Annotated in this window: 20 protein-coding genes; 3 read left to right on the top strand and 17 right to left on the bottom strand. The window is 73.6% G+C overall.

Going from position 1 to position 25,465, the window contains the following annotated elements:
- Positions 1 to 38: 38 nt before the first annotated feature.
- The gene (locus ACUP6Y_RS08485; RefSeq protein ID WP_462555369.1) at positions 39 to 2,327 is read right to left on the bottom strand and encodes a ComEC/Rec2 family competence protein; all 2,289 of its coding nucleotides are present in this window, start codon (positions 2,325 to 2,327) and stop codon (positions 39 to 41) included.
- Positions 2,328 to 2,498: 171 nt separating this feature from the next.
- On the opposite strand from ACUP6Y_RS08485, the gene ACUP6Y_RS08480 reads away from it, so the two are divergent.
- Positions 2,499 to 3,536 (top strand): HPP family protein, encoded by a 1,038-nt coding sequence (locus ACUP6Y_RS08480; RefSeq protein WP_462555368.1) that lies wholly within the window; start codon positions 2,499 to 2,501, stop codon positions 3,534 to 3,536.
- Between the two features lie 24 nt (positions 3,537 to 3,560).
- On the opposite strand, the gene ACUP6Y_RS08475 is transcribed toward ACUP6Y_RS08480, so the two are convergent.
- From ACUP6Y_RS08475 to ACUP6Y_RS08445, 7 genes are all read right to left on the bottom strand, one after another.
- Complete coding sequence (locus ACUP6Y_RS08475; RefSeq protein ID WP_462555367.1) at positions 3,561 to 4,589, bottom strand: helix-hairpin-helix domain-containing protein; 1,029 nt, start codon at positions 4,587 to 4,589, stop codon at positions 3,561 to 3,563.
- Between the two features lie 127 nt (positions 4,590 to 4,716).
- Positions 4,717 to 5,583, bottom strand: coding sequence for a DegV family protein (locus ACUP6Y_RS08470; protein WP_462555366.1), 867 nt, complete (start codon positions 5,581 to 5,583; stop codon positions 4,717 to 4,719).
- 65 nt (positions 5,584 to 5,648) lie between these two features.
- A complete protein-coding gene (gene leuS / locus ACUP6Y_RS08465) occupies positions 5,649 to 8,063 on the bottom strand; it encodes a leucine--tRNA ligase (protein WP_462555365.1) in 2,415 nt (804 codons plus the stop codon).
- 30 nt (positions 8,064 to 8,093) lie between these two features.
- Positions 8,094 to 9,860, bottom strand: a complete 1,767-nt coding sequence (locus ACUP6Y_RS08460) for an ABC transporter ATP-binding protein (RefSeq protein WP_462555364.1) — start codon at positions 9,858 to 9,860, stop codon at positions 8,094 to 8,096.
- Positions 9,857 to 11,611: an ABC transporter ATP-binding protein gene (locus tag ACUP6Y_RS08455; protein WP_462555363.1), complete on the bottom strand. Its 1,755-nt coding sequence runs from the start codon at positions 11,609 to 11,611 to the stop codon at positions 9,857 to 9,859. The genes ACUP6Y_RS08460 and ACUP6Y_RS08455 overlap by 4 nt, the downstream gene beginning before the upstream one ends.
- Positions 11,608 to 13,269, bottom strand: coding sequence for an ABC transporter transmembrane domain-containing protein (locus ACUP6Y_RS08450; RefSeq protein WP_462555362.1), 1,662 nt, complete (start codon positions 13,267 to 13,269; stop codon positions 11,608 to 11,610). Before ACUP6Y_RS08450 ends, ACUP6Y_RS08455 begins: the two co-directional genes overlap by 4 nt.
- A gap of 57 nt (positions 13,270 to 13,326) precedes the next feature.
- Positions 13,327 to 14,214 (bottom strand): siderophore-interacting protein, encoded by an 888-nt coding sequence (locus ACUP6Y_RS08445; RefSeq protein ID WP_462555361.1) that lies wholly within the window; start codon positions 14,212 to 14,214, stop codon positions 13,327 to 13,329.
- A gap of 201 nt (positions 14,215 to 14,415) precedes the next feature.
- Here ACUP6Y_RS08445 and ACUP6Y_RS08440 point away from each other — a divergent pair, with 201 nt between their 5' ends.
- Positions 14,416 to 15,177: an SDR family NAD(P)-dependent oxidoreductase gene (locus ACUP6Y_RS08440; RefSeq protein ID WP_462555359.1), complete on the top strand. Its 762-nt coding sequence runs from the start codon at positions 14,416 to 14,418 to the stop codon at positions 15,175 to 15,177.
- A gap of 218 nt (positions 15,178 to 15,395) precedes the next feature.
- Here the strand turns inward: ACUP6Y_RS08440 and ACUP6Y_RS08435 are convergent, their stop codons facing one another.
- The 4 genes from ACUP6Y_RS08435 to ACUP6Y_RS08420 form a co-directional block, all read right to left on the bottom strand.
- Positions 15,396 to 15,860 (bottom strand): carboxymuconolactone decarboxylase family protein, encoded by a 465-nt coding sequence (locus tag ACUP6Y_RS08435; RefSeq protein WP_462555358.1) that lies wholly within the window; start codon positions 15,858 to 15,860, stop codon positions 15,396 to 15,398.
- On the bottom strand, positions 15,857 to 16,168 hold the full coding sequence (locus ACUP6Y_RS08430) for a GNAT family N-acetyltransferase (protein WP_462555357.1): 312 nt from the start codon (positions 16,166 to 16,168) through the stop codon (positions 15,857 to 15,859). Before ACUP6Y_RS08430 ends, ACUP6Y_RS08435 begins: the two co-directional genes overlap by 4 nt.
- Before the next feature lie 89 nt (positions 16,169 to 16,257).
- Positions 16,258 to 18,465, bottom strand: coding sequence for a catalase/peroxidase HPI (katG, locus tag ACUP6Y_RS08425; protein WP_462555356.1), 2,208 nt, complete (start codon positions 18,463 to 18,465; stop codon positions 16,258 to 16,260).
- A gap of 17 nt (positions 18,466 to 18,482) precedes the next feature.
- Positions 18,483 to 18,908: a Fur family transcriptional regulator gene (locus ACUP6Y_RS08420; protein ID WP_462555355.1), complete on the bottom strand. Its 426-nt coding sequence runs from the start codon at positions 18,906 to 18,908 to the stop codon at positions 18,483 to 18,485.
- An 88-nt stretch (positions 18,909 to 18,996) separates the two neighbouring features.
- Here ACUP6Y_RS08420 and ACUP6Y_RS08415 point away from each other — a divergent pair, with 88 nt between their 5' ends.
- On the top strand, positions 18,997 to 19,161 hold the full coding sequence (locus tag ACUP6Y_RS08415) for a hypothetical protein (protein WP_462555354.1): 165 nt from the start codon (positions 18,997 to 18,999) through the stop codon (positions 19,159 to 19,161).
- Positions 19,162 to 19,232: 71 nt separating this feature from the next.
- Here ACUP6Y_RS08415 and ACUP6Y_RS08410 read toward each other — a convergent pair whose 3' ends face one another.
- The 5 genes from ACUP6Y_RS08410 to ACUP6Y_RS08390 all read right to left on the bottom strand — a co-directional run bounded on the left by ACUP6Y_RS08410 (position 19,233) and on the right by ACUP6Y_RS08390 (position 25,454).
- Complete coding sequence (locus tag ACUP6Y_RS08410) at positions 19,233 to 20,615, bottom strand: NAD(P)/FAD-dependent oxidoreductase (RefSeq protein WP_462555352.1); 1,383 nt, start codon at positions 20,613 to 20,615, stop codon at positions 19,233 to 19,235.
- Between the two features lie 95 nt (positions 20,616 to 20,710).
- The gene (locus ACUP6Y_RS08405) at positions 20,711 to 21,928 is read right to left on the bottom strand and encodes an alpha-hydroxy acid oxidase (protein WP_462555350.1); all 1,218 of its coding nucleotides are present in this window, start codon (positions 21,926 to 21,928) and stop codon (positions 20,711 to 20,713) included.
- Positions 21,925 to 23,382, bottom strand: coding sequence for a leucyl aminopeptidase (locus tag ACUP6Y_RS08400; RefSeq protein ID WP_462555349.1), 1,458 nt, complete (start codon positions 23,380 to 23,382; stop codon positions 21,925 to 21,927). Before ACUP6Y_RS08400 ends, ACUP6Y_RS08405 begins: the two co-directional genes overlap by 4 nt.
- Positions 23,379 to 24,794: a serine hydrolase domain-containing protein gene (locus ACUP6Y_RS08395; protein ID WP_462555348.1), complete on the bottom strand. Its 1,416-nt coding sequence runs from the start codon at positions 24,792 to 24,794 to the stop codon at positions 23,379 to 23,381. The genes ACUP6Y_RS08400 and ACUP6Y_RS08395 overlap by 4 nt, the downstream gene beginning before the upstream one ends.
- Positions 24,795 to 24,797: 3 nt before the next feature.
- On the bottom strand, positions 24,798 to 25,454 hold the full coding sequence (locus tag ACUP6Y_RS08390) for a TetR/AcrR family transcriptional regulator (RefSeq protein ID WP_462555346.1): 657 nt from the start codon (positions 25,452 to 25,454) through the stop codon (positions 24,798 to 24,800).
- Between the last annotated feature and the right edge of the window lie 11 nt (positions 25,455 to 25,465).

Below are 25,465 nucleotides of genomic sequence, written 5' to 3'. Positions count from 1 at the left end.
CACGCCCCCGACACGACTCCCGGCACCTGGAGAGTCGCTCAGCGCCGGTTCACCACCCGGATCCCACCCGAGCCGTCGGCCACCACCGCGACGTCTCCGTCACGGTCGGTGCGCAGCACTCGCGCCCCGGCGGTCTCCAGTCCGCGGACCACCTCGGGCGAGGGGTGGCCGTAGTCGTTGTCGACCCCTACCGAGATCAGCGCCACCTCCGGCCGCAGCCCGGTCAGCCAGGCCAGGTCCTGGTGGGAGCTGCCGTGGTGGGGCACCTTGAGCACGTCGACGTCCAGGTCGCCGACCAGCGCCGCCACCTCGGCCTGGCCGGGCGGCTCCAGGTCACCGGTCAGCAGCAGGCGCAGACCGGCCACCTCGACCAGCAGCACCACGCTGGCGTCGTTGGCGGTGCTGCCGTCACCAGGCCCCTCGACCGGGCCCGGCAGGTCGGGGTGGAGGATCTGCACGGTGGCATCGCCGAGCCTCCGCGTGACGCCGTACGACGCGACCGACACCGGCACCCCGGCGGCGGCCGCCGCCCGCCGGACCAGGTCCACGCCGCCGGGTGGGTCGGCCAGCGCGGTGGTCTCGATGGCGCCCACGGCACGTGCGTCGAGGACCCCGTCGAGTCCGTCGACGTGGTCGGCATGGAAGTGGGTGAGCACGACCAGCGGCACCTGCTCCACGCCCAGCCGGTCCAGGCAGCGGTCGACCGGCCGGGGATCGGGTCCGGCGTCCACGACCACCGCGGAGTGCGGGCCGACGGCGATCGCGAGGGCGTCGCCCTGGCCGACGTCGCACGCCACCAGCACCCACCCCGGCGGTGGCCACGGCCCCGACCTGGGCCAGAGCCGGCCGGGCACCCCGAGCACGACGAGCAACAACAGCACGGCGAGCAGGACACCGACGGCGCGGTGACGCACCAACCGCGGCAGCGCCAGCGCCACCAGCAGGCAGAGCACGGCGAGCATCCCGAGGGCGAGCGCCCCGGTCCCCCAGCCGATCGCGGCACCGGGCAGGGCGGCGGCGCGCTCGGCGACGGCGATGATCCAGCCCACGCTCCAGCCGGCCAACGTCCCGCACAGCCGTCCCGCTCCCGGCCACATCAGTCCGGCCAGGCCGCCGGCCAGGCCCAGCACGGTCGCCGGACCGACCGCGGGACCCGCCAGCAGGTTGGCACCGATCGCCACCAGGCTCACCTGGCCCGACAGACCGGCGATGACCGGCGTGCAGGCCAGCTGGGCCGCGGTCGGGATCGCCACCGCCTCCGCCACGGCCCTCGGCAGCCACCGCGCCAGCGCCCGCGTGAGCGACGGCCCGAGCAGCACGATGCCCGCGGTCGCCAGCGCCGACAGCGCGAACCCGGCGGAGACGGCCAGCTCCGGCTGCACCAGGACCAGGCCGGCCACCGCGACGCCCAGGGCCCGCAGGCCGCGCCGGCGCCCGTCGGGGCCGAAGGCGAACAGCCCGACCGCACCCATCACCGCGGCCCGCAGGACGCTCGGCTCGGTGCGGGCGAGCAGCACGAACCCGACGATCCCGGCCAGGCCGACCACCGCCAGCCACCGGCGGCGCACTCCCGCCGCCCGCGCGAGCAGCAGCAGCGCGCCGACGACGAGCGTCAGGTTCGTCCCGCTGACAGCAGTCAGATGCGTCAGGCCCGTCGTACGGAAGTCACGCTCGAGCGCCTCCGGCAGCCCAGCGTCGTCACCGTCGACTAGGGCCGGCACCAGACCCGCCTGGTCGGGTGGCCGGTGCGCGACCGCGCGCCGGAGGGAGGCGCGCACGGCCGCGGATGCCCGCCACCAGGGGTCGGGGCCGCGGATCCGTACCGGGGCGCGCGCACCGGTGAGCAGCGCCGCCGTCGCCGGGTCGTCTGCGGTGACCAGCCGCCCCTCGGTGACGACCCGCTCGCCGAGGACTGCCCTGGCCCAGCCGGGGGCGCCGATGACGACGACGCTGCCGCCGATGCGCAACCGGCGACCGCGAGCCGTCACCTCTCGCACCCGGAGCCGGACCACGACCTGCGGCCCCGCGCGCCCCGTGATCTCCCGTGGGTCGGAGACGACGGTGCCGACCAGGTCGGCGGTGGCGCGCTCGGCCGCGAGGTCGTGGAGCGGCGAGCGGCGCACGGCGTCGTGCCGCAGCGTCGTGCCGGTCACCGCCGCGCCCGCGACGGCCAGCACCGCGAGCAGCAGGCGGAGCCCGCCCGGCGGCAACCGCGGGGCGAGCGCCCAGACCACCAGGCCCAGCGCGACGAGACCGGCACCCGCGCCCCGTCCCGACTGGTGCGCCGCGATGGCGCCCAGCCACGCGGCCGCGCCCAACACGGGCATCCGCGGATCGGGCAACCACCGCTCGGGCAGCTGGACGTGGGACGCGGCTGTCCTCGTTGTGGACGCTCGATGGTGCAACCAGATCGCCGTCGCGCCCACGCCTTGCGACGGCAGCCCTGCGGTGCCGCTCGCTCGGGCGCCCGTCCACGGATCGAGGCTAAGGTTCCGCGAGTGACCCGCTACAGCTCCGCCGAGCTCGCCCGCGGCGCGCTCGGCGCCCTCCTCGGGATCGCCGTCGCCGGCGCGACGGCGCAGGCCGTCCCGGGCGGTCCCGAGCTGCTGCCGTTCATCGTCGCGCCGATGGGGGCGTGCGCGGTCCTGCTCTTCGCGGTGCCCGCCAGCCCCCTCGCCCAGCCGTGGCCGGTGCTCGGGGGCAATCTGGTGTCGACCGCGATCGGCCTGGGCGCGCACTGGCTCGTGGACGACGTCCTGCTCGCCGCCGCACTCGGAGTGGGGACGGCGATCGGCGCGATGATGCTGCTCGGCTGCCTCCATCCGCCGGGAGGCGCCTGCGCCCTGCTGGCCGCCACCGCCACCCCGGCCATCCACGAGCAGGGGCTGCTGTTCGTGCTCACGCCGGTCGCGGTGAACACGGTGGTGCTGCTGGCGATCGCGGTGGCGGTCAACAACCTGAGCGGACGGAGGTACCCGCACCGGCCGAGCGCTCCCCCGGCCGCCTCTGCCGCCGCCGCGGCCCTCGGCATCACGACGCCCGACGTCGAGCAGGCGATGAAGCGCCTCGCCGACCGGCTGGACGTGCTTCCGGCCGACATCGTCTCGATCGTGCGGGACGCCGAGACCCACGCCCTCGACCGGCGGCTGGGCTCGATCCCGGTCTCGCGGATCATGAACACCGACGTCGTGGTGGTGCATCCGTTCGAGTCCATCTATCGCGCTCGGACCCTGCTCGTGCAACGCCAGGTCAAGACGCTGCCGGTGATCGACGCCGAGCGGCACGTCGTCGGGGTGGTCTCGATCATCGATCTGTTCACCCGCGACATCGTCGAGCTGGAGTCGGTCGACTCGATCATGCGGACCGACGTCACCACGATCGCCGCCGACACCCCGGTCGCCGACCTGGTCCCGATCATGACCACCGAGGGGTACAAGAACGTGCCCGTGGTCGACGAGGAGGGCCGCCTCGTCGGCATGATCACCCGCGGCGAGCTGATCGCCGTGCTGCACCGGGCGCTGCTCGGCGCCACCTGATCCGGTCCGGGTCATCGCCGCTCCTCAGACCGTCACGCGCGGGGCGATCTGGGCAAGGGTCTTGTCGCCGATGCCGTCGACCTCGAGCAACTCGTCGACGCTGGTGAACCCGCCGTGGGCGTCACGCCAGGCGATGATCGACTGGGCCGTCACCGGCCCGACCTGGGGCAGTGACTCCAGCTCGGCCTGACCGGCGGTGTTGAGGTTGACCAGCGGACCTCCGGGCGCGGCACCGCCGCCGGTCGCGGCGCCGGCAGCCCTCGCGTCCACCGGGTGAGCACGCCCGCCGACCACGATCTGCTCCCCGTCGACCAGCACCCGGGCGAGGTTGAGCGGAGTCAGGTCGACGCCCCTCCGGGCGCCGCCGGCCGCCTCGAGGGCGTCGGTGACCCGCGCCCCCGCCTGCAGGACGACGATCCCGGGCCGCCGTACCTTGCCCGCCACGTCGACGGTGACGGTGACGGTGGCCGGACTCGGCGCCGAGGTGGCCGGAGCCGTGGCGGCCGCCGGGGCCGTCGCCGCGGGCGGGGCGGGCGTGGCCCCGACGAGCGGGGCGGTCGGCTCGGCGGAGACCGGGGCGAGCGACTCGGCCCGGTCGCGCAGCACCCACCAGGTGGTCACGGCGAGCGCGAAGGCGACCGCCAGCGCGACGACCGCCACCTGAGCCACCCCGAGCGTCGGCAGCCGGTCGACGAGCGGGGCGACGGCGCGTGGCAGGCGCCGGAGTCGGGCCCGGCGGGCAGCGTGCCGGCCCGGCTCGGGCAGCTGCGGAGCCTCGGGCCCCGTCCGGTCCGCCATCGCGCCACCGACCACCGTGTCGGGCACCTCGGGGACCAGCGCCAACGGGCGCCCGGACCGCGCGGGATCGGACACCCGGGTGTGGTCGGCCCACCAGGGCTCGACCGGATCCGCCGGCTCCCCTGGCTCCCGCGGAGTCGCCGGATCCTCCGGAGCCGGGACCGCGACCCCGAGGTCGGCGGCGATCAGCGCGAGCCGGCGGGCCGCGGCGTCGGCGGGCGGGCTGGAGCGGGCGGCGGAGCGTCGTACGGACATGGCGGCACGCTAGGTCGGGCTCCGCTCATCCGGCCGGCGGAGCCGGCCGGCCTGGGGACGAGCATCGTCCGATCCCCGCCTGTGGACAGCCGACGCACCCCTGCGTGACCAGAGGGACAGGAGCGTCTCAGCCGACCGGCGCCACGCAGATCGCCAGCATGCCGGGGCCGACGTGCGCGCCCAGCACCCCACCGAGCTCGACGCAGCGCACGACCTCGCCCGACCGGGCCGGCACGATCTGCTCGCCCAGCTCCTCGGCCAGCCGGGCGGCCATCGCCGCGGCCCGCTCCTCGGCGGCCAGGTGTGCGACGCAGACCTCCACCGGCGCCTCTCCGGCGGCCTCGACGGCGAGCGCCTCGAGACGGGCGATGGCCTTGGCTGCGGTGCGGACCTTGGCCTGCGGCGAGATCACGCCGTCGACGATGCCGAGCAGCGGCTTGACTGCGAGCGCGCCGCCGAAGACGGCTGCGGCGGCACCGACCCGTCCGCCGCGGCGCAGGTACTCGAGGGTGTTGACGTAGAAGAGCGAGGTAGCGGCGGCGGCGCGGACACGAGCGGCCTCGGCGGCCTCGGTCGCGGTACCGCCGGCGGCGATGACGGCGAGGGCCGACTCGACGGCGTACCCGGTCGCGACGCCGACCTGCCGGGTGTCGACACAGGTGACCGGCACCGGCGCCTGCCGGGAGCCGACCAGCGCCGACTCGAAGGTGCCGCTGACCTCGGCGGAGAGGTGGATCGAGACGATCTCGGTGGCGCCCTCGGCGGCGAGGCGGGCGTACAGCTCCGCGAACACCGTGGGCGCCGGCCGGGACGTGCTGACGGCGTGCTTCTCCCTGAGCGCGACAGCGAGCCGCTCGGGCGTGACCTCCTCGGCGCCCTCGTCGTAGACGTCGTCGTCGATGACCACCTGCAGCGGGACCACCTGGACCCCGCTGGCAGCGGCCACCTCGACCGGGACGGTCGAGGTGGAGTCGGTGACCACGACGATCGACATGTCGCTGAGGCTATCGGCTCGTGTCGCGGACCTGGGTGACGCAACCGCCAGAATCGTCGCCGGGCTCAGACGACGATGTTGACGAGCTTCGGCGCGCGGACGATGACCTTGCGCACCTCGCGCCCGTCGATCGCCTTGACGACGGCCGGGTCGGCGAGCGCGGCGGCCTCGAGGTCGGCCTCGCTGATGTCGGGGGCGACCTCCAGCCGGCCGCGCACCTTGCCCTGGATCTGGACGACGGCGGTGACCGCGTCCTCGACCAGCAGCGCCGGGTCGACGGTGGGCCAGGCGGCCTGGGCGACCGACGGCTCGTGGCCGAGGCGGGCCCACATCTCCTCGGCGGTGTACGGCGCCACCAGGGACAGCAGGATCGCCACCGTCTCCGCGGCCTCGCGCACGGCCGGGTCGGCGGGGCCGCAGCCCGCGTCGATCGCCTTGCGGGTCGCGTTGACCAGCTCCATGGTGCGGGCGACGACGACATTGAACCGGTAGGAGTCGAGCAGGTGCCCGGCCTCCTCCACGGTCTTGTGGGTCACCTTGCGCAGGGCGACGTCGCCGCTGGAGACGTCGACGCCGGCAGCCGACGTCACGTCACCGGACAGCCGCCAGGCGCGCTGCAGGAACTTCGCCGACCCGGCGGGCGAGACGTCGGCCCAGTCGATGTTGTCCTCCGGCGGGCTGGCGAAGACCAGGGTGAGGCGGACCGCGTCGACGCCGTACTCCTCCAGCTGGGCGCCCAGCGCGACGCCGTTGCCGAGCGACTTGCTCATCTTGTGGCCGTTGTTGATGACCGTGCCCTGGGAGAGATAGGCCGAGAACGGCTCGTCCCAGTCGATCAGGCCCATGTCGCGCAGCGCCTTGGTGAAGAAGCGCGAGTACAGCAGGTGGAGCACGGCGTGCTCGGAGCCGCCGAGGTAGAAGTCGACCGGCCCCCAGGCCTTGGCCAGCGCGGGATCGAAGGCCTGGGCGTCGTCGTGGGGCGAGAGGTAGCGGAAGAAGTACCAGGACGAGTCGACGAAGGTGTCCATCGTGTCGGTGTCGCGCTCGGCGGGGCCGCCACAGGTCGGACACGCCACCTCGACCCACTCGCGGGCCGCGCCCAGCGGCGAGGTGCCCTTGGGCTTGAGGTCCGCGCCGCGCAGCTCGGGAAGCTCGACGGGCAGCTGGTCCTCGGGGACCGGCACCTCACCGTCGACGGGGCAGTGGATGATCGGGATCGGCGCGCCCCAGTAGCGCTGGCGCGAAAGCAGCCAGTCGCGCAGCCGGAAGTTGACGGTGCCCTCGCCGTGCCCGCTCGCCTCGACGGCGGCGATCGCCTTCGACACCTCGGCGGCCTTGTCGTAGGGCTGCTCGTCGTCGTAGACGGCGACGATGGGGAGCCCGAACTTCTCGGCGAACTCGCGGTCGCGCTCGTCGTGGGCCGGGACCGCCATGATCGCGCCGGTGCCGTAGTCGGCCAGCACGTAGTCGGCCGCCCAGACCGGGATCTGCTCGCCGGTCAGCGGGTTGGTGGCGGTGACGCCGAGGTCGACGCCGGTCTTGGGGCGGTCGGTGGCGAGCCGGTCGATGTCGGAGGCCTTGCGTACGTCGGCGAGGTAGTCCTCCAGCGCCTGCGCCCGCTCGGGCGCGACCAGCTGCTGGGCCAGCTTGGCGTCGGCGGCGACGACCATGAAGGTGGCGCCGACCAGGGTGTCGGGACGCGTCGTGAAGACGATGATCGGGTCATGGCCGGCGACGTCGAACGACACGTGGGCGCCCTCGGAGCGGCCGATCCAGTTGCGCTGGGCGTTGACGACCTTCGCGATCCAGGTGTCCTGCAGGTCATCGAGCGAGTCGTAGAGCTCCTGGGCGTACGCGGTGGTCCTGAAGTACCACTGGGTCAGCTCCTTCTTGGTGACCTCGGCGCCGCACCGCTCGCAGGTGCCGTCGGCCAGCACCTGCTCGTTGGCGAGCACCGTCTGGTCGTCGGGGCACCAGTTGACGGCTGAGTTCTTGCGGTAGGCCAGGCCCTGCTCGCGCAGCTTGAGGAACAGCCACTGGGTCCACTTGTAGTACTCGGGGTCCGAGGTGTGCAGGCGGCGGGACCAGTCGAAGCTCAGGCCGTACTTCTTGAACGAGCTGAACTGGGTCTCGATGTTGGCGTAGGTGTAGGTCGCCGGGTGCTCGTCGTTCTTGATGGCGGCGTTCTCGGCCGGCAGGCCGAAGGAGTCCCAGCCCATCGGGTTGAGGACCTCGAAGCCGCGGAACCTCTTGTAGCGGCACAGCACGTCGTGCAGGGCCATCACCTCGGCGTGGCCCATGTGCAGGTCGCCGCTGGGGTAGGGGAACATGGTCAGCCCGTAGAACTTGGGCTTCTCCCCCGCGAGCACGGTCGCGTCGACGGCGCGGAAGGCGTCGAGGCGCTCCCAGACCGGAAGCCACTTCTCCTCGACGGCATGGACGTCGTAGTGGACCTCGGGGGATGCGACCGTTTCACTCACGGCCCAAGGATAGTCGCCGACGGACCCGACTCAGGCCTCGGCCTCACCCGTCTGGACCCGCCACAGCGCGGCATAGGCGCCGCCGAGGGCGACCAGCTCGTCGTGGGTGCCCGCCTCGGCCACCCGGCCGCCGTCGAGGACCCAGATCCGGTGGGCATGACGGACCGTCGAGAGGCGGTGCGCGACCACGATCGTGGTGCAGCGCTCGCCCGCGACGCGCAACGAGCGCTGGATCGCCGCCTCGGTCTCGTTGTCGACCGCGCTGGTGGCCTCGTCGAGCACCAGCAGGGCCGGCTCGCGCAGCAGCGCCCGGGCCAGCGCGATCCGCTGCCGCTGGCCGCCGGACAGGGTCACGCCCCGCTCGCCCACCCAGGTGTCGTAGCCGTCGGCCAGCCCGTCGACGTACGACGCCACGGCGGCCGCCTCCGCCGCGGCGACCACCTGCGCCCGGCTCGCGTCGGGACGGCCGTAGGCGATGTTGTCGGCGATGGTGCCGGAGAACAGGTAGATGTCCTGGGCGACGTAGCCGACCGACCCACGCAGCGAGTCCCAGTCGAGGTCGCGCACGTCGGTGCCGTCGAGCAGCACCGCGCCGGCCCGCGGATCGTCGAAGCGCAGCACCAGCCGCAGCAGCGACGACTTGCCGGCTCCGGTGGGGCCGACGATCGCGTGCGTCTCCCCCGCCGGTACGACGAGGTCCAGGTCGTGCAGGACGTCCGGCCCGTCGGCGTACCCGGCCCGGACGCCACGCAGCTCGACCCGGCCGCGGACCGGCCGCGCCAGGGTCCGCGCGCCGGCCGGCACGGTCACCGGCTCGGCGAGCAGCGCCAGGATCCGCGCGGTCGACGCCCGGCCGCGCTGGTAGAGGTCGAGGACCTCGGCGACGTCGGTCATCGGCCACAGCAGCCGCTGGGTCATGAACACCAGCACGGAGTAGAGGCCGAGCTCGAGGTCGCCGTCGAGAGTCGCCCAGCCACCGAGCAGCAGGGTGCAGGTGAAGCCGGCGAGGATCGCCATCCGCACCAGCGGGACGAAGGCGGCCGAGGAGCGGATCGCGCGCAGGTTGGTGTCGCGGTAGGCGGCGGAGACCTCCTCGATCCGGTCCCGCTCGCGCTCCTCGGCGGTGAAGGACTTGATGGTGGCGATGCCGGCCAGGTTGGCGCTCAGGGCGCCGGACAGGTCGCTGACCTTCTCGCGGACGTCGTCGTACAGCGGCTCGAGGCGGCGCTGGAACACGAGCGAGCCCAGCACGATGACGGGGATCGGCAAGAAGGCGTAGAGCAGCAGCTGCCAGGAGGCGACGGCGAACACGATCCCGACGAGCAGCACGTTCAGCGCGGTCTGCAGGATCGCCGGCAGGCCGATGTCGAGCATCCGCTCGAGCTGGTTGACGTCGTCGTTGAGCGTGGCGAGCGTCGCGCCCGCGGTCCGCGACTCGTGCCAGCCGAGGTGGAGGTGCTGGGCGTGGTCGTAGGCCTCGACCCGCAGGTCGTGCTCGACGGCCTGGGCGAGCCCGCGCCACAGGACGGCGGCGGCGTACTCCGAGGCCGACTCGACCACCCACACGACGATATTGATGAGGGCCAGCCAGGCCAGCTGGGCATGGCGCGACTCGGCCCCGACCAGGCCGGCGACGAAGGAGTCGGATCCGCGGACGACGACGTCGACCGCCGCGCCGATGAGCAGCTCCGGGACGACGTCGGCGACCTTGTTGAGCGTCGACATCGCCACCGCCAGCACGAACCGCCCGCGGTAGCGCCGGTAGCGCTGCCACAACGCGGCCAGTGGCCCGCTCACCGCCCTGCCTCCGCGCCCCGCGCCCAGGCGGTCCACAGCCGCGCGTACGGCCCACCGGCCTCCCGTAGCGCCTCGGGGGTGTCGAGCTCGACCAGCCGGCCGTGCTCCATCACCGCGATCCGGTCGCAGCGGGCGGCCTGGCTGAGCCGGTGGGCGACGATGATCGTCGTGCGCCCGGCGGTCGCGCGCTCGATCGCCTCCTCGAGCTGACGGGCGCCGGCGCTGCCGGCCTCCGCCGTCGCCTCGTCCAAGACGACGACCGGCGGGTCGGCCAGCACCAGCCGGGCGAGTGCGACCTCCTGGGCCTGCAGCGCGGTGAGCGGGTGACCGCCGGAGCCGATGGCGGTGTCGAGCCCGTCGGGCAGCGCCCGCGCCCAGCCGAGCGCCCCGACCAGGTCGAGCGCGGCGACCAGCTGCTCCTCGGTGGCCTCGGGCCGGGCGAGGAGCAGGTCGTCGCGCAGGGACCCGCGGAACAGGTGGACGTCCTGGGTGACCAGGGCGGCGGAGTGCCGCAGCACCTCGGGCGGCAGCTCGCCGGTGGTGGCGCCGCCGAGCCAGACCTTGCCGTCGGTCGGCAGCCGCAGCCCGGTGACGAGGGCGCCGAGCGTGCTCTTGCCGGCGCCGCTCGCGCCCACCACCGCGAGCCGCTCCCCCGGTGCGACCTCGAAGGACAGCCCGTGCAGCACCGGGTGGTCGGGGTGGTAGCCGAAGCCGACGTCCTCGAAGCGCACCGAGCGGTCGGCCACGGGCAGCTCACCCCCCTCGGGCGCCGTGCGCCGCGGCGCCTCGAGGACGCCGACCAGACGACCCAGGCCCGCGGCCGCGGACTGCACGTCCTCGAGCAGCGCCAGCACCATGTTGATCGGGTTGAACAGCCGGATGAACATCAGCGCGGCGGCCGTCGCCGCGCCCGCGGTGACCGCGTCGCGCGCCACCAGCCAGCCGCCGACGCCGAGAATGGCGCTGGTCCCGACGTACTCCGCGAGGTTGAGGCGCTGGAAGAAGACGGTGCGCATCCGCACCGCGTCGAGACGCAGTCCGCGGGTGGTGAGCGCTCGGTCGCGGATCGCGGTGCGGTGCCGCTCCCCCAGGCCGAGGGCGCGGACCGTGCCGCTGGCCTGCACCGACTCGAGCAGCTGCTGCACCTCGGCCCCCTCCGCTCGCGCCAGGGAGCGGTACGTCGGCCCGGCGAGCCGCAGGTAGCCGCGGGTCGCCCCCGCCTGGATCGGTACGGCGACCAGCGCCGCCAGCGCGAAGCGGTAGTCGACGACGGCGAGACCCACCAGGCTCAGCGCAAGGGTGATCGCGGCGCCGCCGAACCGGCTGAGCACCGCCCGCACCACGTCGGCGAGCGCGCGCACGTCCTGGCTCACCCGGGCGAGCAGGTCGCCGGTGCCGGAGTCCTCGACGACGCCGTAGTCCAGGTGGAGGGCGTGCTCGAGCACCTCCTCGCGCAGCTCGGCCACGGCGGGCTCGCCGACGCGGGCGATCAGCAGCTCGGCCGCGAGCCCGGCCAGGCCGGCGATCGCGGCCAGCACGACCAGCTGCACCACGGACCCGGTGAGCGAGCCACCGGTCCCGAGCACCTCGTCGACGACCCGCCCGATCACGAGGGGCACCGCGATGCCCGCGGCGGCCGCGACGACCATCATCACGACGGCCGCGGCGGCCAGACCCGCCCGGGGGCGCAGGATCCGGCGCAGCTCGCGCAGGGTGGCCCGCCCGGAGGCCACACCGATCAGGGTGCTCATCGCAGCACCGCCGCGGCATAGGCGCCGTGCTCGAGCAGCGCGTGGTGGGTGCCGACGGCGACCCGGTCGTCGAGCCAGAGCACCTCGTCGCAGGCGTCGAGGAGGACCGGGCTGGTGGTCAGCACGATCGTGGTCCTCCCGGCGCGCAGCGTGCCGAGGCGGGCAGCGATCAGCGCCTCGGTGACCGAGTCGACCGCGCTGGTGGGCTCGTGCAGCACGAGCATCGGCGGATCGAGCGCGAGCGCCCGGGCCAGGCCGACCCGCTGCCGCTGGCCGCCGGAGAGCAGGTGCCCGCCCTCGCCGACCTCGGCGTCGAGGCCGCCGGGCAGCACGTCGAGCACGTCGGTGACAGCGGCCGCGTCGAGTGCGGCGCCGACCGTCGCGGAGTCACCGACATTGGCGGCAAGGGTGCCGGTGAACAGCCGCACGTCATGGGGTACGACGACCAGCGCGTCCCGCAGCGAGGCGGGGTCGGCCGCGCTCAGTGCCAGCTCACCGAGCCGGACCAGGTCGCCGTCGGGGCGGGGCTCGCCGGTGAGCGCCGCCGCGAGCCGCTCGAGCCGCTCGGGGCTGCCGACGACGCCCGTCAGGACGCCGGACCGGAGCCGGAGCGGGCTCGGCAGATCGAGGACCCGGCCGTCGACCGAGATCTCGTCGGGACGTCGTGCGACCGCCGCGGCGCCGTACGCCGGCGGGTCGGTCGCGAGGACCCCCGCCACCCGCACTGCCGCGGCGCGCACGGTCGCGAGCTCGGCGAAGGTGTAGGCGACCAGCTGCAGCGGTCCGGAGAGGAACTGGGCCAGACCCAGCGCGGCGACCAGCGCGCCCAGGCTGAGCTCGCCGTCGAGCGCGAGGCCGCCGGCGACGGCGACCGTGGCCGCGACCAGCAGCGCGGGCGCGAGGGCGGCGAGGGCCTCGAAGCCGGCGCCCGCGCGGGCACTGCGCAGCGCCGCCACCAGGGCCCGGCCGCTGACGCCCCGGAACCGGCGACCGGCGGCGTCCTCGGCGGAGAGGCCCTTGAGCACCCGCAGGCCGGAGAGCAGGTCGGCGGCGGCGTCGGCCGCCTCGGCGCTGGCCGCGCGGTCGGCGACGACCCGTCGCTCGAGCAGGGTGGACACGCGGTGCAGCAGGAGGGCGACGAGCACGACGCCGACCACGACGACCAGGCCGACGACGACGTGGATCCGCAGCAGCGCCACGACGGCGACGAGCATCCCGGCCACACCGGCGGCGAACATCTGCAGCACGCTCGAGCTCTCGGCGACGGTGCGCACGTCGGAGGAGGCGACCTCCGCCAGGCCGCCGGAGCCGCTCTCGTGGGGGCCGACGCCGCGCACGTCGAGCAGGTGGGCCGCGACCCGGCGGCGCAGCGCCACCTCCGCGTCGGCGGCCACGCGGGTCGCCGTACGGTCGAAGCAGCGGTAGGAGAAGGACAGCAGGGCGAAGGTCGCGCCGAGCACCAGCAGCCAGACGAGGAGCGCCCGGTCGTCGCGGGCGCTGATGCCTCGGTCGAGCGCGAGGCCGACCACGACCGGCACCAGGGCCTCGCCCGCCTGGTGGCCGATCGCGCAGACGGTCGCGAGGGCGACCCGGCCGCGGTGGGTGGTGATCGCGTCGCGCAGCAGGCCCTGCGCCGTCGGGGTGGCCGGCTCAGCCATGACTGCCCAGGGGAAGCACGAGCGGGGCGCCGGAGACCGGGCCTGGGAGCGCCGGGCTCACAGCCCGAGCTCGGTCAGGCGGGCGTCGTACTCGTCCTCCAGGTCCTCCTCGTCGCCGCCCTTCTCCCAGATCGCGTCGAGCGCGGCGCGGGTGTCCTCGTCGAGGCCGTCGTAGCGCTCGCGCCACTTCTCCGCGTCCTCGATCCAGTACCCGACCGTCTTGTACGACGTCGCCGGCAGCCGCAGCTCGTGGCGCAGGTGCTTGCGCACGCCGCGCAGCACCTTCGACTCCCCCGCCACCCAGACGTACCCGACGCCCTCGGGCCGTGGCAGTGAGCGGACGATCTCCTCGATCCGGCTCGGCGCGTGGCCGTTGCCGCCGTGGACCCAGACCACCTCGAGGTCAGGGCGCGCCCCGACCTCGACCTGGTACGCCGCGCCGGGCACCTCCAGCACCAGCCGGGTCGCGACGTCCGTCGTCTCCGCCAGCCGTACGGCGGCCGGCAGCCCGGCGTAGTCGGCGACCAGGACCTGCCACTCCAGGTCCGCCGGCGGGGCGTACAGCGCGGTCGGCGTGTTCAACCCGATCACCTGACCGGGCGTGGCCTGGCGGGCCCAGGTGGCCGCGACGCCACCCTCGTGGACGACGAAGTCCACGCTGAGCCGCCGCGCCGCGGCGTCCCACGCGCGCACCGTGTAGGTGCGCAGCCGGTCGAGGTCGATCGAGCCGTAGTCGAGGTTGCCGTCGACGACGCCGGGCAGGTCCGGGCGCTGGTCGGGGTCGGCAGGGAAGAGCAGCCGGATGTACTCGTCTCCGACTCCGGTGGACCGGTAGCCGGCGAGTCCCTCGCCCCCGAACACCACACGCCGCATGCCGCCGGTCAGGTCGACGGCGTCGAGGACCTGGGCGTGGTGGACGCTCATCGCGATCTCCGCGGCGCTCACCTCGCCAGCGCCTTCTCGACGACGTCCAGGACCGGGACGGACAGGGTGGCGCCGGCCAGCAGGGAGCGGACATGGGAGGAGCGATGGATCATCGAGACATGCCTCTCAGGATTAAGTAAGGCATACCTTATTATGCCGTCGGGGTTCGAGCAGCGCTGGGTCCGCATCGCGGCCGTCGAGCAGGCGCACTACCGTGCGGACATGACCGTCATCGATCTCTTCCGCCTCGACGGCAAGGTCGCCGTCGTCACCGGCGCCAGCTCCGGGCTGGGCGTCGACTTCGCGAAGGCGCTGGCCGAGGCCGGCGCGGACGTCGCCCTCGGCGCGCGTCGCGTCGACCGGCTCGCCGACACCGCCGCGCTCGTGGAGGCCGCCGGCCGCCGAGCGCTGTGCGTGCAGACCGACGTCGCCGATCCCGCCTCCTGCCAGGCACTCGTCGACGCGGCGACGGCCGAGTTCGGCCGGGTCGACATCCTGGTCAACAACGCCGGCGTCGGCACCGCCGTACCGGCCACCCGGGAGACACCCGAGCAGTTCACCCAGGTCATCGACATCAACCTCAACGGCAGCTACTGGATGGCCCAGGCGTGTGGCCGGGTGATGCAGCCGGGCTCGAGCATCATCAACATCTCGTCGGTGCTCGGCATCACCACCGCCGGTCTCCCCCAGGCCGCGTACGCCGCCTCGAAGGCCGGCATCATCGGCCTGACCCGCGACCTGGCCCAGCAGTGGACCGGTCGCAAGGGGATCCGGGTCAACGCCATCGCGCCGGGCTTCTTCGCCTCCGAGATGACCGAGACCTACCCGCCGGGCTACCTCGACTCCCAGCAGGCCCGCATCCCCGCCGGCCGCAAGGGCGACCCGCGCGAGCTCGCCGCCACCGTGGTCTTCCTCGCCTCCGACGCCGCCGGCTACGTCACCGGCCAGACGCTCCCCGTCGACGGCGGGCTGACCATCACCTGACTCCCCCTTCCGCCGACCCGGCTGAAACAGACCCGCGGGATACACTGACCCGGCTGAAACAGACCCGCGGGAGACGCCGACCGGGAGTAAGCCAGCCCTGGTGCGAGTGAGTCTGGGGCGGGTCAGCCACGTCGAGCAGCTCGTTTGCGCCGGGTCAGCCACGTCGAGCAGCTCGTTTGCGCCGGGTCGGCCGTGCTGGGGTGGCTCGGAGGCGTGCGCTACCGCACCGGGTGGTGGCTGGTGATGGAGATCCGGTTGAAGGCGTTCATCGTGATCGCGACCCACGCGACCGCGCTGTAGGCCGCGTCGCCGAGCACCGCGCGGGCCTCGTCCTCGGCGTAGCGCCGCTCGTCGGGCTCCGGCAGCCGGGTGATCGACTCCGCGAGCTGCAGCGCGGCGCGCTCCTGCTCGGTGAACAGCGCGGTCTCCGACCAGGCGTCGAGCACGATCAGCCGGCGCTCCGACTCCCCGGCCTCGACGGCGCGACGGCGGTGCAGGTCGAGGCAGTACGCGCAGCCGTTGAGCTGCGAGATCCGGATGTTGATCAGCTCGACGAGTCGGCGGTCCAGACCGGTCGCCTCCGCCGCGGCGCCCACCTCGAGGGCGAGCGCCGCCGCTGCCTGGTACGACGCCGGGTGCGCCTTGTCGAGGAAGACGTCGCGGCGAGGCTCGGTCGCGCTCATGCAGCCGGATCGGTGATGTCGTCGTACTCGGGGTGCTTGGTGATCCACCGGGCGACGTAGGGACAGTGCGCGACGATCCGCCTGCCCTGCTCGCGGACGTCGGCCAGCGCCGCGGCGACCAGCTCGCCGGCGAGCCCGCGGCCGCCGTACGCGTCGTCGACCTCGGTGTGGACGAAGTCGACGTGGACGTCGTCCGGCAGCCGGTACTGCGTGAAGCCCGCCAGGGTCTCGCCGTCGTGGATCTCGTAGCGGTGCTTGTCGGGGACGTGGACGTAGGTGATGCCGCTGTTGTCCGGAGCGTCGGTCATGAGCCCATCCTGCCGGGCGGTCCGACAAAAGACACGGAGGCCGCCCCGGGTGGGGCGGCCTCCGCGCAGTGCGTCAGCGGGTCAGGCGCTCAGCGCAGGTCCCAGCGGTCCGCGTCCATCACCTTGGTCCAGGCGGCGACGAAGTCGTGGACGAACTTCTCCTTCGCGTCGTCGCTGGCGTAGACCTCGGCCAGGGCCCGCAGCTCGGAGTTGGAGCCGAAGACCAGGTCGTTGCGGCTGCCGGTCCAGGTGCGGCCGTCCTCGGTGGTGCCGCGGAAGACCTCCTCCGAGGAGTCGACGGCGGTCCACGTCGTACCGAGCTCGAGCAGGTTGACGAAGAAGTCGTTCGTCAGCACGCCCGGGCTCTCGGTGAGCACGCCCAGGTCCGAGCCGTCCCAGTTGGTGCCGAGCACCCGGAGGCCGCCGATGAGGGCGGTGAGCTCCGGCGCGCTGACGCCGAGCAAGTTGGCCCGGTCGACGAGGGCGAACTCGCTGGGGTACTTGCTCGACTTCGGCAGGTAGTTGCGGAAGCCGTCGGCCTTGGGCTCGAGGTAGCCGAAGGACTCGACGTCGGTCTGCTCCTGCGTCGCGTCGCCACGACCGGTCGTGGTGCGCACCGTGACGGTGACGCCCGCGGCGGCGGCCGCCTGCTCGACGCCCACCGAGCCGGCGACGACGATCGTGTCGGCCAGGGAGGCGCCCTGGGCGGTCGCGATCTCCTGCAGCGTCGTGAGGATCGGCGCGAGCTCGGCCGGACGGTTGATCGCCCACGACCGCTGCGGCTCCAGGGCGATCCGGGCGCCGTTGGCGCCACCGCGCTTGTCGGAGCCGCGGTACGTCGACGCGGAGGCCCACGCCGTCGAGACGAGCTGCGACACGGACAGACCGGCCGCGGCGATCGCCTTCTTCAGCTCGGCGACCTGGTCGTCGGAGAGGGCCGTGCCGGCGGGGATCGGGTCCTGCCAGACGAAGTCCTCGGCCGGGACGTCGGCACCGAGGTAGCGCGACTTCGGGCCCATGTCACGGTGGGTCAGCTTGAACCACGCCCGGCCGTAGGCGTCGGTGAACGCGGCCTGGTCGTCCTTGAACCGCAGCGAGATCTCGCGCATCTCCGGGTCCTCGCGCAGGGCGATGTCGGAGGTGAGCATCCGCGGCTCGCGCTTCCCGTCGCCGAACGACTCGGGCACCATGTCGGAGCCGCCGCTGTTCGCGGGTCGCCACTGCTTGGCGCCGGCGGGCGACTCGAAGAGCTCCCACTCGTAGCCGAAGAGGATGTGGAAGAACTCGTTGTCCCAGCGCGTCGGGTGGTAGGTCCAGGTGACCTCGAGGCCCGAGGTGATGGCGTCGATGCCCTTGCCCGAGGCGTGCGAGGACCTCCAGCCGAGGCCCTGCTCCTCGATCGGGGCGGCCTCCGGCTCGGGGCCGACGGCCTCGGCGGGGCCGTTGCCGTGGGTCTTGCCGAAGGTGTGACCGCCGGCGATCAGCGCGACGGTCTCCGCGACCGTCATGCCCATCCGACCGAAGGTCTCCTTGATGTCGACGGCCGACGCCAGGGGGTCGGGGTTGCCGTTGGGGCCTTCGGGGTTGACGTAGATCAGGCCCATCTGGACCGCGGCCAGCGGGTCCTCGAGGTCGCGCTCACCGGTGTAGCGCTCGTCGTCGAGCCACTCGGTCTCGGGACCCCAGTAGACGTCGTCGTCGGCCTCCCAGACGTCGGGGCGGCCGCCGCCGAAGCCGAAGATCGGGAAGCCCATGTCCTCCTGGGCGACATTGCCGGCAAGGACCAGCAGGTCGCCCCAGGACAGGGACTTGCCGTACTTCTTCTTCACCGGCCACAGCAGGCGGCGAGCCTTGTCGAGGTTGCCGTTGTCGGGCCACGAGTTCGTCGGGGCGAAGCGCTGCTGACCGTGTCCGGCGCCACCACGTCCGTCGGTGGCACGGTAGGTGCCGGCGGCGTGCCAGGCCATCCGCACGAACAGCGGGCCGTAGTGGCCGAAGTCGGCCGGCCAGAAGTCCTTCGAGTCGGTCAGCACGACCTTGATGTCGGCCTTGACGGCCTCGAGGTCGAGGGCGAGGAAGGCGGCCTTGTAGTCGAACTCGCCACCGAACGGGTCCGCGACGGTCGGGTTCTTCGCGAGCACCTTCAGGTTCAGCTTGTTCGGCCACCACTGCTGGTTGGCCGACCCCTGCGTGGGGTGGGTCAGGCCGTGCATGACCGGGCACTTCGCCTGGGGCTGCTCGGCGTCCTGCGGGCCCTCGCTGACGAGGGGCTCGGTGTGCTGGTTGTTGTCGGGCATCGGGTTCCTTCCGGGACCTACTGGGGGCGGGATGAGCAGTCGGGGCACAGGCCCCAATAGATGACCTCGGCTTCGTCGATGACGAACCCGTGGGAGTCGGACGCGGTCAGGCACGGCACGTGGCCGACCGCGCAGTCCACGTCGGCGATCTCGCCGCACGAGCGGCACACGACGTGGTGGTGGTTGTCGCCGGTGCGGGTCTCGTAGCGCGCGACCGAGCCGGCCGGCTTGATGCTGCGCACCAGTCCGGCATGGGTCAGCGTGTGCAGCGAGTCGTACACCGCCTGGTGGGAGACCTCCGGCAGCAAGGCGCGCGCCGCGGAGATGATGGACTCGGTGTCCGCGTGGGGGTGCGCATGCACCGCCTCGAGGACCGCGAGCCGGGGTCGGGTGACCCGGAGCTCGACGTCCCGCAGCTGCTGCTGGAAGTCGGGCGCCGTCATGGGACCAGCATGCCATCTTTCTTGAATCAGTCAAGACTCGACGATGCGTGTCGTGACTGCTCCCCGACGACAGGGGTACCGCCCGACCATGGACATCTCACCCGGCTGGATCATCCTCGGCGTGGTCGTCGCCGCCTTCATCGTCGCGGGCCTGCTCTGGGCCTTCGTCGCCGACCGGCGGCGCAACGAGGAGGTCGCCCACGACCCCGAGCGCCTCGACCCGCGCCATCGCGGGCCCTCGGGCGAGGGCTGAGCACACCGCCGCCGGGATAGCCAGGACCCGGAGCCTCGACTCGACGTGAGGCCCCGGGAGGACGACCCAACTCACGACCGCCCGCTGACCCGGTCGGCGAGCGTCGCGATCCACGAGGTACGACGCCCGCCGCGCGCCTCGAGCCGGTCGGCCAGCCCGTAGCCGCGGTACAGCCCGTGGATGCCCAGCCAGCGCAGCGGCTCGGGCTCCCAGGGCCGGGCCCGCTGGTCGACCCACGGCAGCGTGGTCCGGTCGGTGCGCTCCCCGGCGACCAGGTCGGCGAGGGTGCGGCCGGCCAGGTTGGTGGCGGTGACGCCGGTGCCGACGTACCCTCCGGCGTGACCGAGGCCGCTCGCGGCGTCGTACCCGACGGTGGCGCGCCAGTTGCGCGGCACGCCGAGGACGCCGCTCCAGGCGTGGGCGATGCCGACGTCCCTCGTCTGCGGGAACCAGGAGCCGAGCACCGCGCGCAGGTGCTGGACGGTGCGGTCGGGGATGTCGCCGTCGAGGTCGGTGCGCGAGCCGAAGCGGTAGGGGTGGCCGCGGCCGCCGATCGCGATCCGGCCGTCGGGCGTGCGCTGGGCATAGGAGTAGACGTGGGCGAAGTCCTCGAGGGTGTCGTGGTGCGCCCACCCGATCTCGGCCCAGGCGGCCTCCGGCAGCGGGTCGGTGACGATCATCGAGGAGTTCATCGGCACCCAGGTCCGCCGCTCCCCCGCCAGCCCGGCCGTGAACCCCTCGGTCGCCCGGATGACGTGCCGCGCCCGGACCGTGCCCCGGTCGGTCTCCACCCCGCCGGCGGCGATCGAGCGCACCGTCGTGCCCTCGTGGATCCGTACGCCGCGCTCCCGCACGACCCGCGCCAGCCCGTCGACGAGACGCGCCGGGTCGATCCGCGCGCAGTGCGGCTCCCAGACCGCCGCCCGGGCGCCCGTCACCCGGATCCGGGCGTCCGCCTCCGCCGCGGTCAGCAGCCGCGCTCCCGTCTCCGGCCACCGCTCCGCGGTCCTCGCGGCCTGGTGGGCCCGGGTCTCCTGGGCGGCGTTCCGCGCGACCAGCAGGGTCCCGCCACGCCGTACCTGCGCGTCGATGGCGTGCCGCCGCGCCACCCGGATCACCTCGTCGACCGCGTCGTTCATGGCGAGCTGGAAGCGGGCGACGTCGGCGCGCGGATGGGTGGTCGCGTAGCCGTCGAGCCCGCCGGTCACCGACGCCGACAGCCACCCGCCGTTCCGGCCCGACGCGCCGTACCCGGCGAAGCGCTGCTCGAGGACGCGCACGTCGAGGTCGGGACGGATCTCGGCGAGGTAGTACGCCGTCCACAGCCCGGTGTAGCCGGCGCCGACGACCACCACGTCGGCCTCGACGTCGCCCGGTAGCGGATCGCGCGGCTCCGGGAGGCCGAGGCCGGCCCACCAGTACGAGACCCCGCCCCTCGCTCGTGCGCTCGTCATCCGGCGAGCCTAAGCCTGTAGGTGACGCCTGCTCGTCCGGTGTGCGTCCGTGCTCCTGCCATTCCCGCGTGAGGACCCCCACGGTCCTCACGCGGTCACTCGGACCAGCCCAGCTCGACGTACTCCGGTGTGAGCTCCCCCCAGGAGGGCACGCCGAGCAGCTGCAGGGTGCGGGTGACCTCGGCGGCGAGGATCTCCAAGACCCTGACCACGCCCCGCTCACCGCCGGCCATGAGCCCGTAGAGATAGGCCCGTCCGACCAGCACTCCGGCAGCGCCGTGCGCCACCGCGACGACGGCGTCGGCCCCGCTGAGCACGCCGCCGTCGATGTACACCTCGGCCCGACCCTCGAGCGCGGCCACCGTCGGGCCCAACAGCTGCAGGGGCACCGGCGAGCGGTCGAGCTGGCGACCCCCGTGGTTGGAGAGCACGACCGCGTCGGCACCGGCGTCGACCACGGCGCAGGCGTCCGCGACGTGCTGAATGCCCTTCACGACTAGCGAGCCGGGCCACTGCTCACGCAGCCAGACGAGATCCTCGATGGTCGCCGAGGGGTCGAACATCGAGGCGATCAGGTCGCCGAGCGCCCCTGGACGATCCGAGAGCGACGCGAAGCGCAACGGCTCCGTGGTCAGCAGATTGCCCCACCACCAGGGCCGCCGGGCCATATCGAGCAGCGTCCGCGCCCTCAGGCTGGGTGGGATGGTGAGCCCGTTGCGCGTGTCCCGGTGCCGGCCGCCGCCGACCGGCGTGTCGACGGTCAGGACCAGGGTGTCGTAGCCGGCGTCGGCTGCGCGCCGTACCAGGTCCTTGCTGGCGCCGCGATCGCGCCACAGGTACAGCTGGAACCACCGCCGGCAGGTCGGCACGGCGTCCGCGAGCGCCTCGATCGAGGTGGTGCCCATGGTCGAGAGCGTGTAAAGAACGCCCATCCGGCTCGCGGCCCGAGCGACGGCGATCTCTCCCTCGTGGTGCATCATCCGGGTGAAGCCGGTGGGTGCGAGCACGATGGGCAGCGCGCTCGTGCCGCCCAGCAGCACCCTGCTCGTGTCGACGGTGCTCACGTCGCGCAGCACCCGAGGTCGCAGGCGGGCCGTGCGGAAGCCGTCGCGCATCCGGTCCAGCGCGATCTCGTCCTCGGCAGCGCCGTCGACGTAGTCGAACACCGAGCGCGGCACCCGCTTCCGGGCGAGCCGGGCCATGTCCGACACGGTGGCGGCCCGGGCGAGGCGCCGCTCGGTCGCACTCGCCTTGGGCACCTGGAGGTTGAGCAGTGGCCGCAGCTCCGACCATCGCGGACGCTGGCGGGTCACGCCTCCTCCGCGCGGCTCGTCGCGGTCCCGACGGCCAGCTCGACCAGCGATCGGACGATGGCGCCGGTGCCACCGGTGGGCGTGTAGTCGTAGGGCTCGCCGGCGTTGAAGGCCGGTCCGGCGATGTCCAGATGTGCCCATGCCGTGCCCGGCGCGACGAACTCGCGCAGGAAGCCGGCGGCGAAGCAGGCTCCCCCGTGGGGTGCGTCCGCGTTGTGCTGACGTACGTCGGCCACCCGGCTGGAGGACACCTGCGCCTTCATCTCGACGGGGATCGGCATCCGCCAGGCCGGCTCACCGGCACGCGCGGTGGCGGCGAGCACACGCGCGGACAGCGAGGCGTCGTTGTCGAACACCGCCGTCGTCCGGATCCCGAGCGCGATCATCGCCGCATAGGTCAACGTGGCGACGGTGACGACGGCGTCGGCGCCGTCCTCGCCAGCGAGGGTCAGCCCGTCGGCCAGCAGCAGGCGCCCCTCGGAGTCGGTGTTGTGCACCTCCACCGTGGTGCCGTTGCGCATCCGCAGCACGTCGCCGGGCTTGAACGCCCCGGGACCGGGCAGATTCTCCGCCAGACAGGCGTACGCCGTCACGCTCACCTCGAGGCCCAGGTCGGCGATGGCGCAGAGGGCCGAGACCACCGCGGCGGCGCCGGCCATGTCGAACTTCATGTCCTCCATCGCGGTCGCGGGCTTGAGCGACAGGCCGCCGGCATCGAAGGTGACGCCCTTGCCGACCAGCACGAGGTGCTCGCGGGCAGCCGGTGACCGGTACCTCAGCCGAACCAGACAGGGCGGCGCCGCCGAGCCGCCACCGACGGCCAGGTGCCCGGCGCAGCGCTCGGCGGCGAGTCGCTCGTGGTCCCACACGTCGACCTCCACCCCGGGAGGCGCCGCGGCGGCGATCTGGGCAGCGAGGTCGGCGGGCCGCTGGTCCGACGGCCCGGTGTTCACCCAGTCACGGGCGCGGAGCACGGCCTCGGCCACGACCCGCGCCCGCCCCAGGGCGCGGTCGAGCTCCTCAGCAGCCACCTGGCGGGCCAGGACGTGGACGTCTCGGTCGGGAGCGGGCGAGCCGGCGTACAGGGTGAATCGATGGTCGGCGAGCAGCACCCCTTCCGCAACGGCCGCGGCGGCAGCCGACGTCGCGGGGTGGAGATCCACGACGACCCGGGCCGCGGCGGGCAGCGCGCGCCAGGCCCGTGCCGAGGCCCGGCGCAGCTCGTCCTCGTCGGGCTCGGCCCGAAGCGGTACGGCGACCACCAGCGGCGCCGGGGCGCCGCCGGGCGCCAGCACCACGGCGGCGCCGTCCGGCGCCGGGTCGAACCCGAGCAGGTCGAGCTGTTCTCGCAGGCCGTGGGCGTCGCCCGGTCGGCCGTCGCGGATCCCGATCACCCAGGCGTCGGCGGCGCGAGAGGACTCCGCGTTCGCAGCAGGGTGCAGCCGGCAACTCATGAGTCCACCCGCGCCGTCAGCCGACCGGTGCGTCCCAGGTAGCGCGCCGGGCCGTCGTCAGGATCACCCAGGAGCAGCAGCACCTCGTGAGCGCCCATGACCGGCCGCACCGCGACCAGATGGGTGGCGTCCAGCCGAACGACGGGGAAGGGCCGCGGGTCGACGAGCTGCTCGGCCTCGGGGGTGAGCGGCTCGACCGCCACCCAGGTCTGTCCACCGTCGGCGTAGATCCGCGTGGACGTCATCAGGTTCACGTAGGTGCCGTTCGCGAACGAGGCATCCACCGGCTCGGGCGCCTCGGGCACGGTGATCGGCTCAGGAGCCGACACGTCCGCGGTGATCGCCAGCAGCTCACTTTGCACGGCCTGGTTGAACGCCAGGGAACCGCCTCCGTTGGCGATGGTGGCGACCACCACGCCGGCCTCGGGCACCAGCCGCAGCGCGCTGGCCTGGCCGATGGTTCCGCCGTCGTGGCCCACCACCCGCGCTCGAGCGTTCCCCGCGACAGGCCAGTCGAAGAGCATCCAGCCCAGCCCCCAGTGAGCGGGCAGCGTGCCGCTGCGAGGCACATCGACCTGGGGAGCGAGCATCTCCGCGACGCTCGCCGGCGTGAGCAGCCGGCCGTCCAGCACACCGCGGGCGAATGCCACCAGTGCGCGCGCGCTCATCGCCAGCTGCCCACCGGCGGGTCCGATGGTGGACGGCAGCCGCCAGCGGGTGGTCGGCTCCGGCGCACCGTCGACACCCGTCGGCAGGTGCCCGACCGCGGCCCGGCGCAGGACTGCCTGGTCGGGCGTCCCCGCCCACTCGGTGACCCCGAGCGGGTCCATGATCCGCTCGGCCAGCAGGTCCAGGTAGGGCACGCCGGCCACCACCTCGACCAGGCGGCCGAGGATGGAGAAGGCGGCGTTGGAGTAGCTCAGCAGGCCGCTGCCTCGCGGGACGTCCAGCTCGAGCGAGGGGACCACCTCGGCCAGGAACGCCTCGAGTGCGCCGGCCTCCCGGTCGACGTCGACGAAGGCGTCGCCGAAGACGCCCGAGGTGTGCGTCAGCAGCTCGCGGGTGGTGATCTGCGCCGAGGCCTCCGCGTCGGCGACCGCGAAGCCGGGCAGGTATCGCCGGATCGGCGCGTCGATGTCGATGCGCCCCTGTTCGGCCAGGTCGAGCACCAGGGTCGCGGTGAGGACCTTGGTCACCGAGCCGATCTGGAAGACGGTGTCGGCGGTGACCGGTACCCGGGTCCGCAGACTGGTGACTCCGCCGACCCCGACGTGTACGTCGGACCCCGCTCCGCAGGAGACGGCGACCGTGGCCCCGGGGACGCCGTGGCGCTGGATGAGCTGGGGCAGTCGGTCGGTGAGCCAGGCACTCACCTGGGCTGTCCGGTCGAGCAAGGGCGCAGTGGCGGACATCTTCTATCTCTCCTGGCGATCGGGGTCATGGGCGTGGGAGGGGCTCACCAGCGCGTGGCCGGTGGCGTGGGCGAGGACATCCGGCAGGGTGGCCACCGCGTCGTGGATCCGGTCCACCAGACGCTCGGTGCTCTCACCCGCGTCGATCCACTCGTCCTGAGCGATCCGGACGGCGGTGTTGAAGATGACGACGGCCATCGTCATCTCGACCTGGGTCCGGCCCCGGTAGGCCGGCCGCTGCGCGATGATCTCGACGAGCTCGACCTCGAGCCGGCGGACCTCGAGCAGTCCGCGTGCGGCCACCGAGGCCACCGACTGGGTCTGGGCGACGATGGTGCGGAAGGTCTCGTCGTCGAGCTGGTCGAACAGGTCCCGGATGGCGGCCGACCAGGCGTCGCGCAGCACGTCGTACAGCGCGTGCTCGGGGGCGGCCTCACGGACCGCCCGCGCGACGGCCGCGTAGGTCTCCGCGAACGGTGCGAGGACCAGCTCCTCCTTCGTCGCGAAGTAGCGGTAGATGGTCCGCGGCGACATGTCGATCGCCTCGGCGACCAGCTCGATGGTCATGCCGTCGAAGCCGCGCTCGGCCAACAGGCTCAGCGCGGTCTCGATCATCCGCGCCCGTCGGTTCGTCTTCTGTCGCTGCCGAAGTGATGTCATTCCCGGAGAGT

It is taken from the genome of Nocardioides sp. S5-5, from assembly GCF_054954065.1.
The sequence above is the reverse complement of the archived record's forward strand: the minus strand, read 5'-3'. Positions and strand labels throughout refer to the sequence as shown.

Coding starts and splice junctions, on each gene's coding strand:
- ACUP6Y_RS08485 (WP_462555369.1), bottom strand. CDS start 2,327: ATGCCCGTGTTGGGCGCGGCCGCGTGGCTGGGCGCCATCGCGGCGCAC.
- ACUP6Y_RS08475 (WP_462555367.1), bottom strand. CDS start 4,589: ATGTCCGTACGACGCTCCGCCGCCCGCTCCAGCCCGCCCGCCGACGCC.
- ACUP6Y_RS08470 (WP_462555366.1), bottom strand. CDS start 5,583: ATGTCGATCGTCGTGGTCACCGACTCCACCTCGACCGTCCCGGTCGAG.
- ACUP6Y_RS08455 (WP_462555363.1), bottom strand. CDS start 11,611: ATGAGCACCCTGATCGGTGTGGCCTCCGGGCGGGCCACCCTGCGCGAG.
- ACUP6Y_RS08450 (WP_462555362.1), bottom strand. CDS start 13,269: ATGGCTGAGCCGGCCACCCCGACGGCGCAGGGCCTGCTGCGCGACGCG.
- ACUP6Y_RS08440 (WP_462555359.1), top strand. CDS start 14,416: ATGACCGTCATCGATCTCTTCCGCCTCGACGGCAAGGTCGCCGTCGTC.
- ACUP6Y_RS08435 (WP_462555358.1), bottom strand. CDS start 15,860: ATGAGCGCGACCGAGCCTCGCCGCGACGTCTTCCTCGACAAGGCGCAC.
- ACUP6Y_RS08430 (WP_462555357.1), bottom strand. CDS start 16,168: ATGACCGACGCTCCGGACAACAGCGGCATCACCTACGTCCACGTCCCC.
- katG (WP_462555356.1), bottom strand. CDS start 18,465: ATGCCCGACAACAACCAGCACACCGAGCCCCTCGTCAGCGAGGGCCCG.
- ACUP6Y_RS08420 (WP_462555355.1), bottom strand. CDS start 18,908: ATGACGGCGCCCGACTTCCAGCAGCAGCTGCGGGACGTCGAGCTCCGG.
- ACUP6Y_RS08415 (WP_462555354.1), top strand. CDS start 18,997: ATGGACATCTCACCCGGCTGGATCATCCTCGGCGTGGTCGTCGCCGCC.
- ACUP6Y_RS08410 (WP_462555352.1), bottom strand. CDS start 20,615: ATGACGAGCGCACGAGCGAGGGGCGGGGTCTCGTACTGGTGGGCCGGC.
- ACUP6Y_RS08400 (WP_462555349.1), bottom strand. CDS start 23,382: ATGAGTTGCCGGCTGCACCCTGCTGCGAACGCGGAGTCCTCTCGCGCC.
- ACUP6Y_RS08395 (WP_462555348.1), bottom strand. CDS start 24,794: ATGTCCGCCACTGCGCCCTTGCTCGACCGGACAGCCCAGGTGAGTGCC.
- ACUP6Y_RS08390 (WP_462555346.1), bottom strand. CDS start 25,454: ATGACATCACTTCGGCAGCGACAGAAGACGAACCGACGGGCGCGGATG.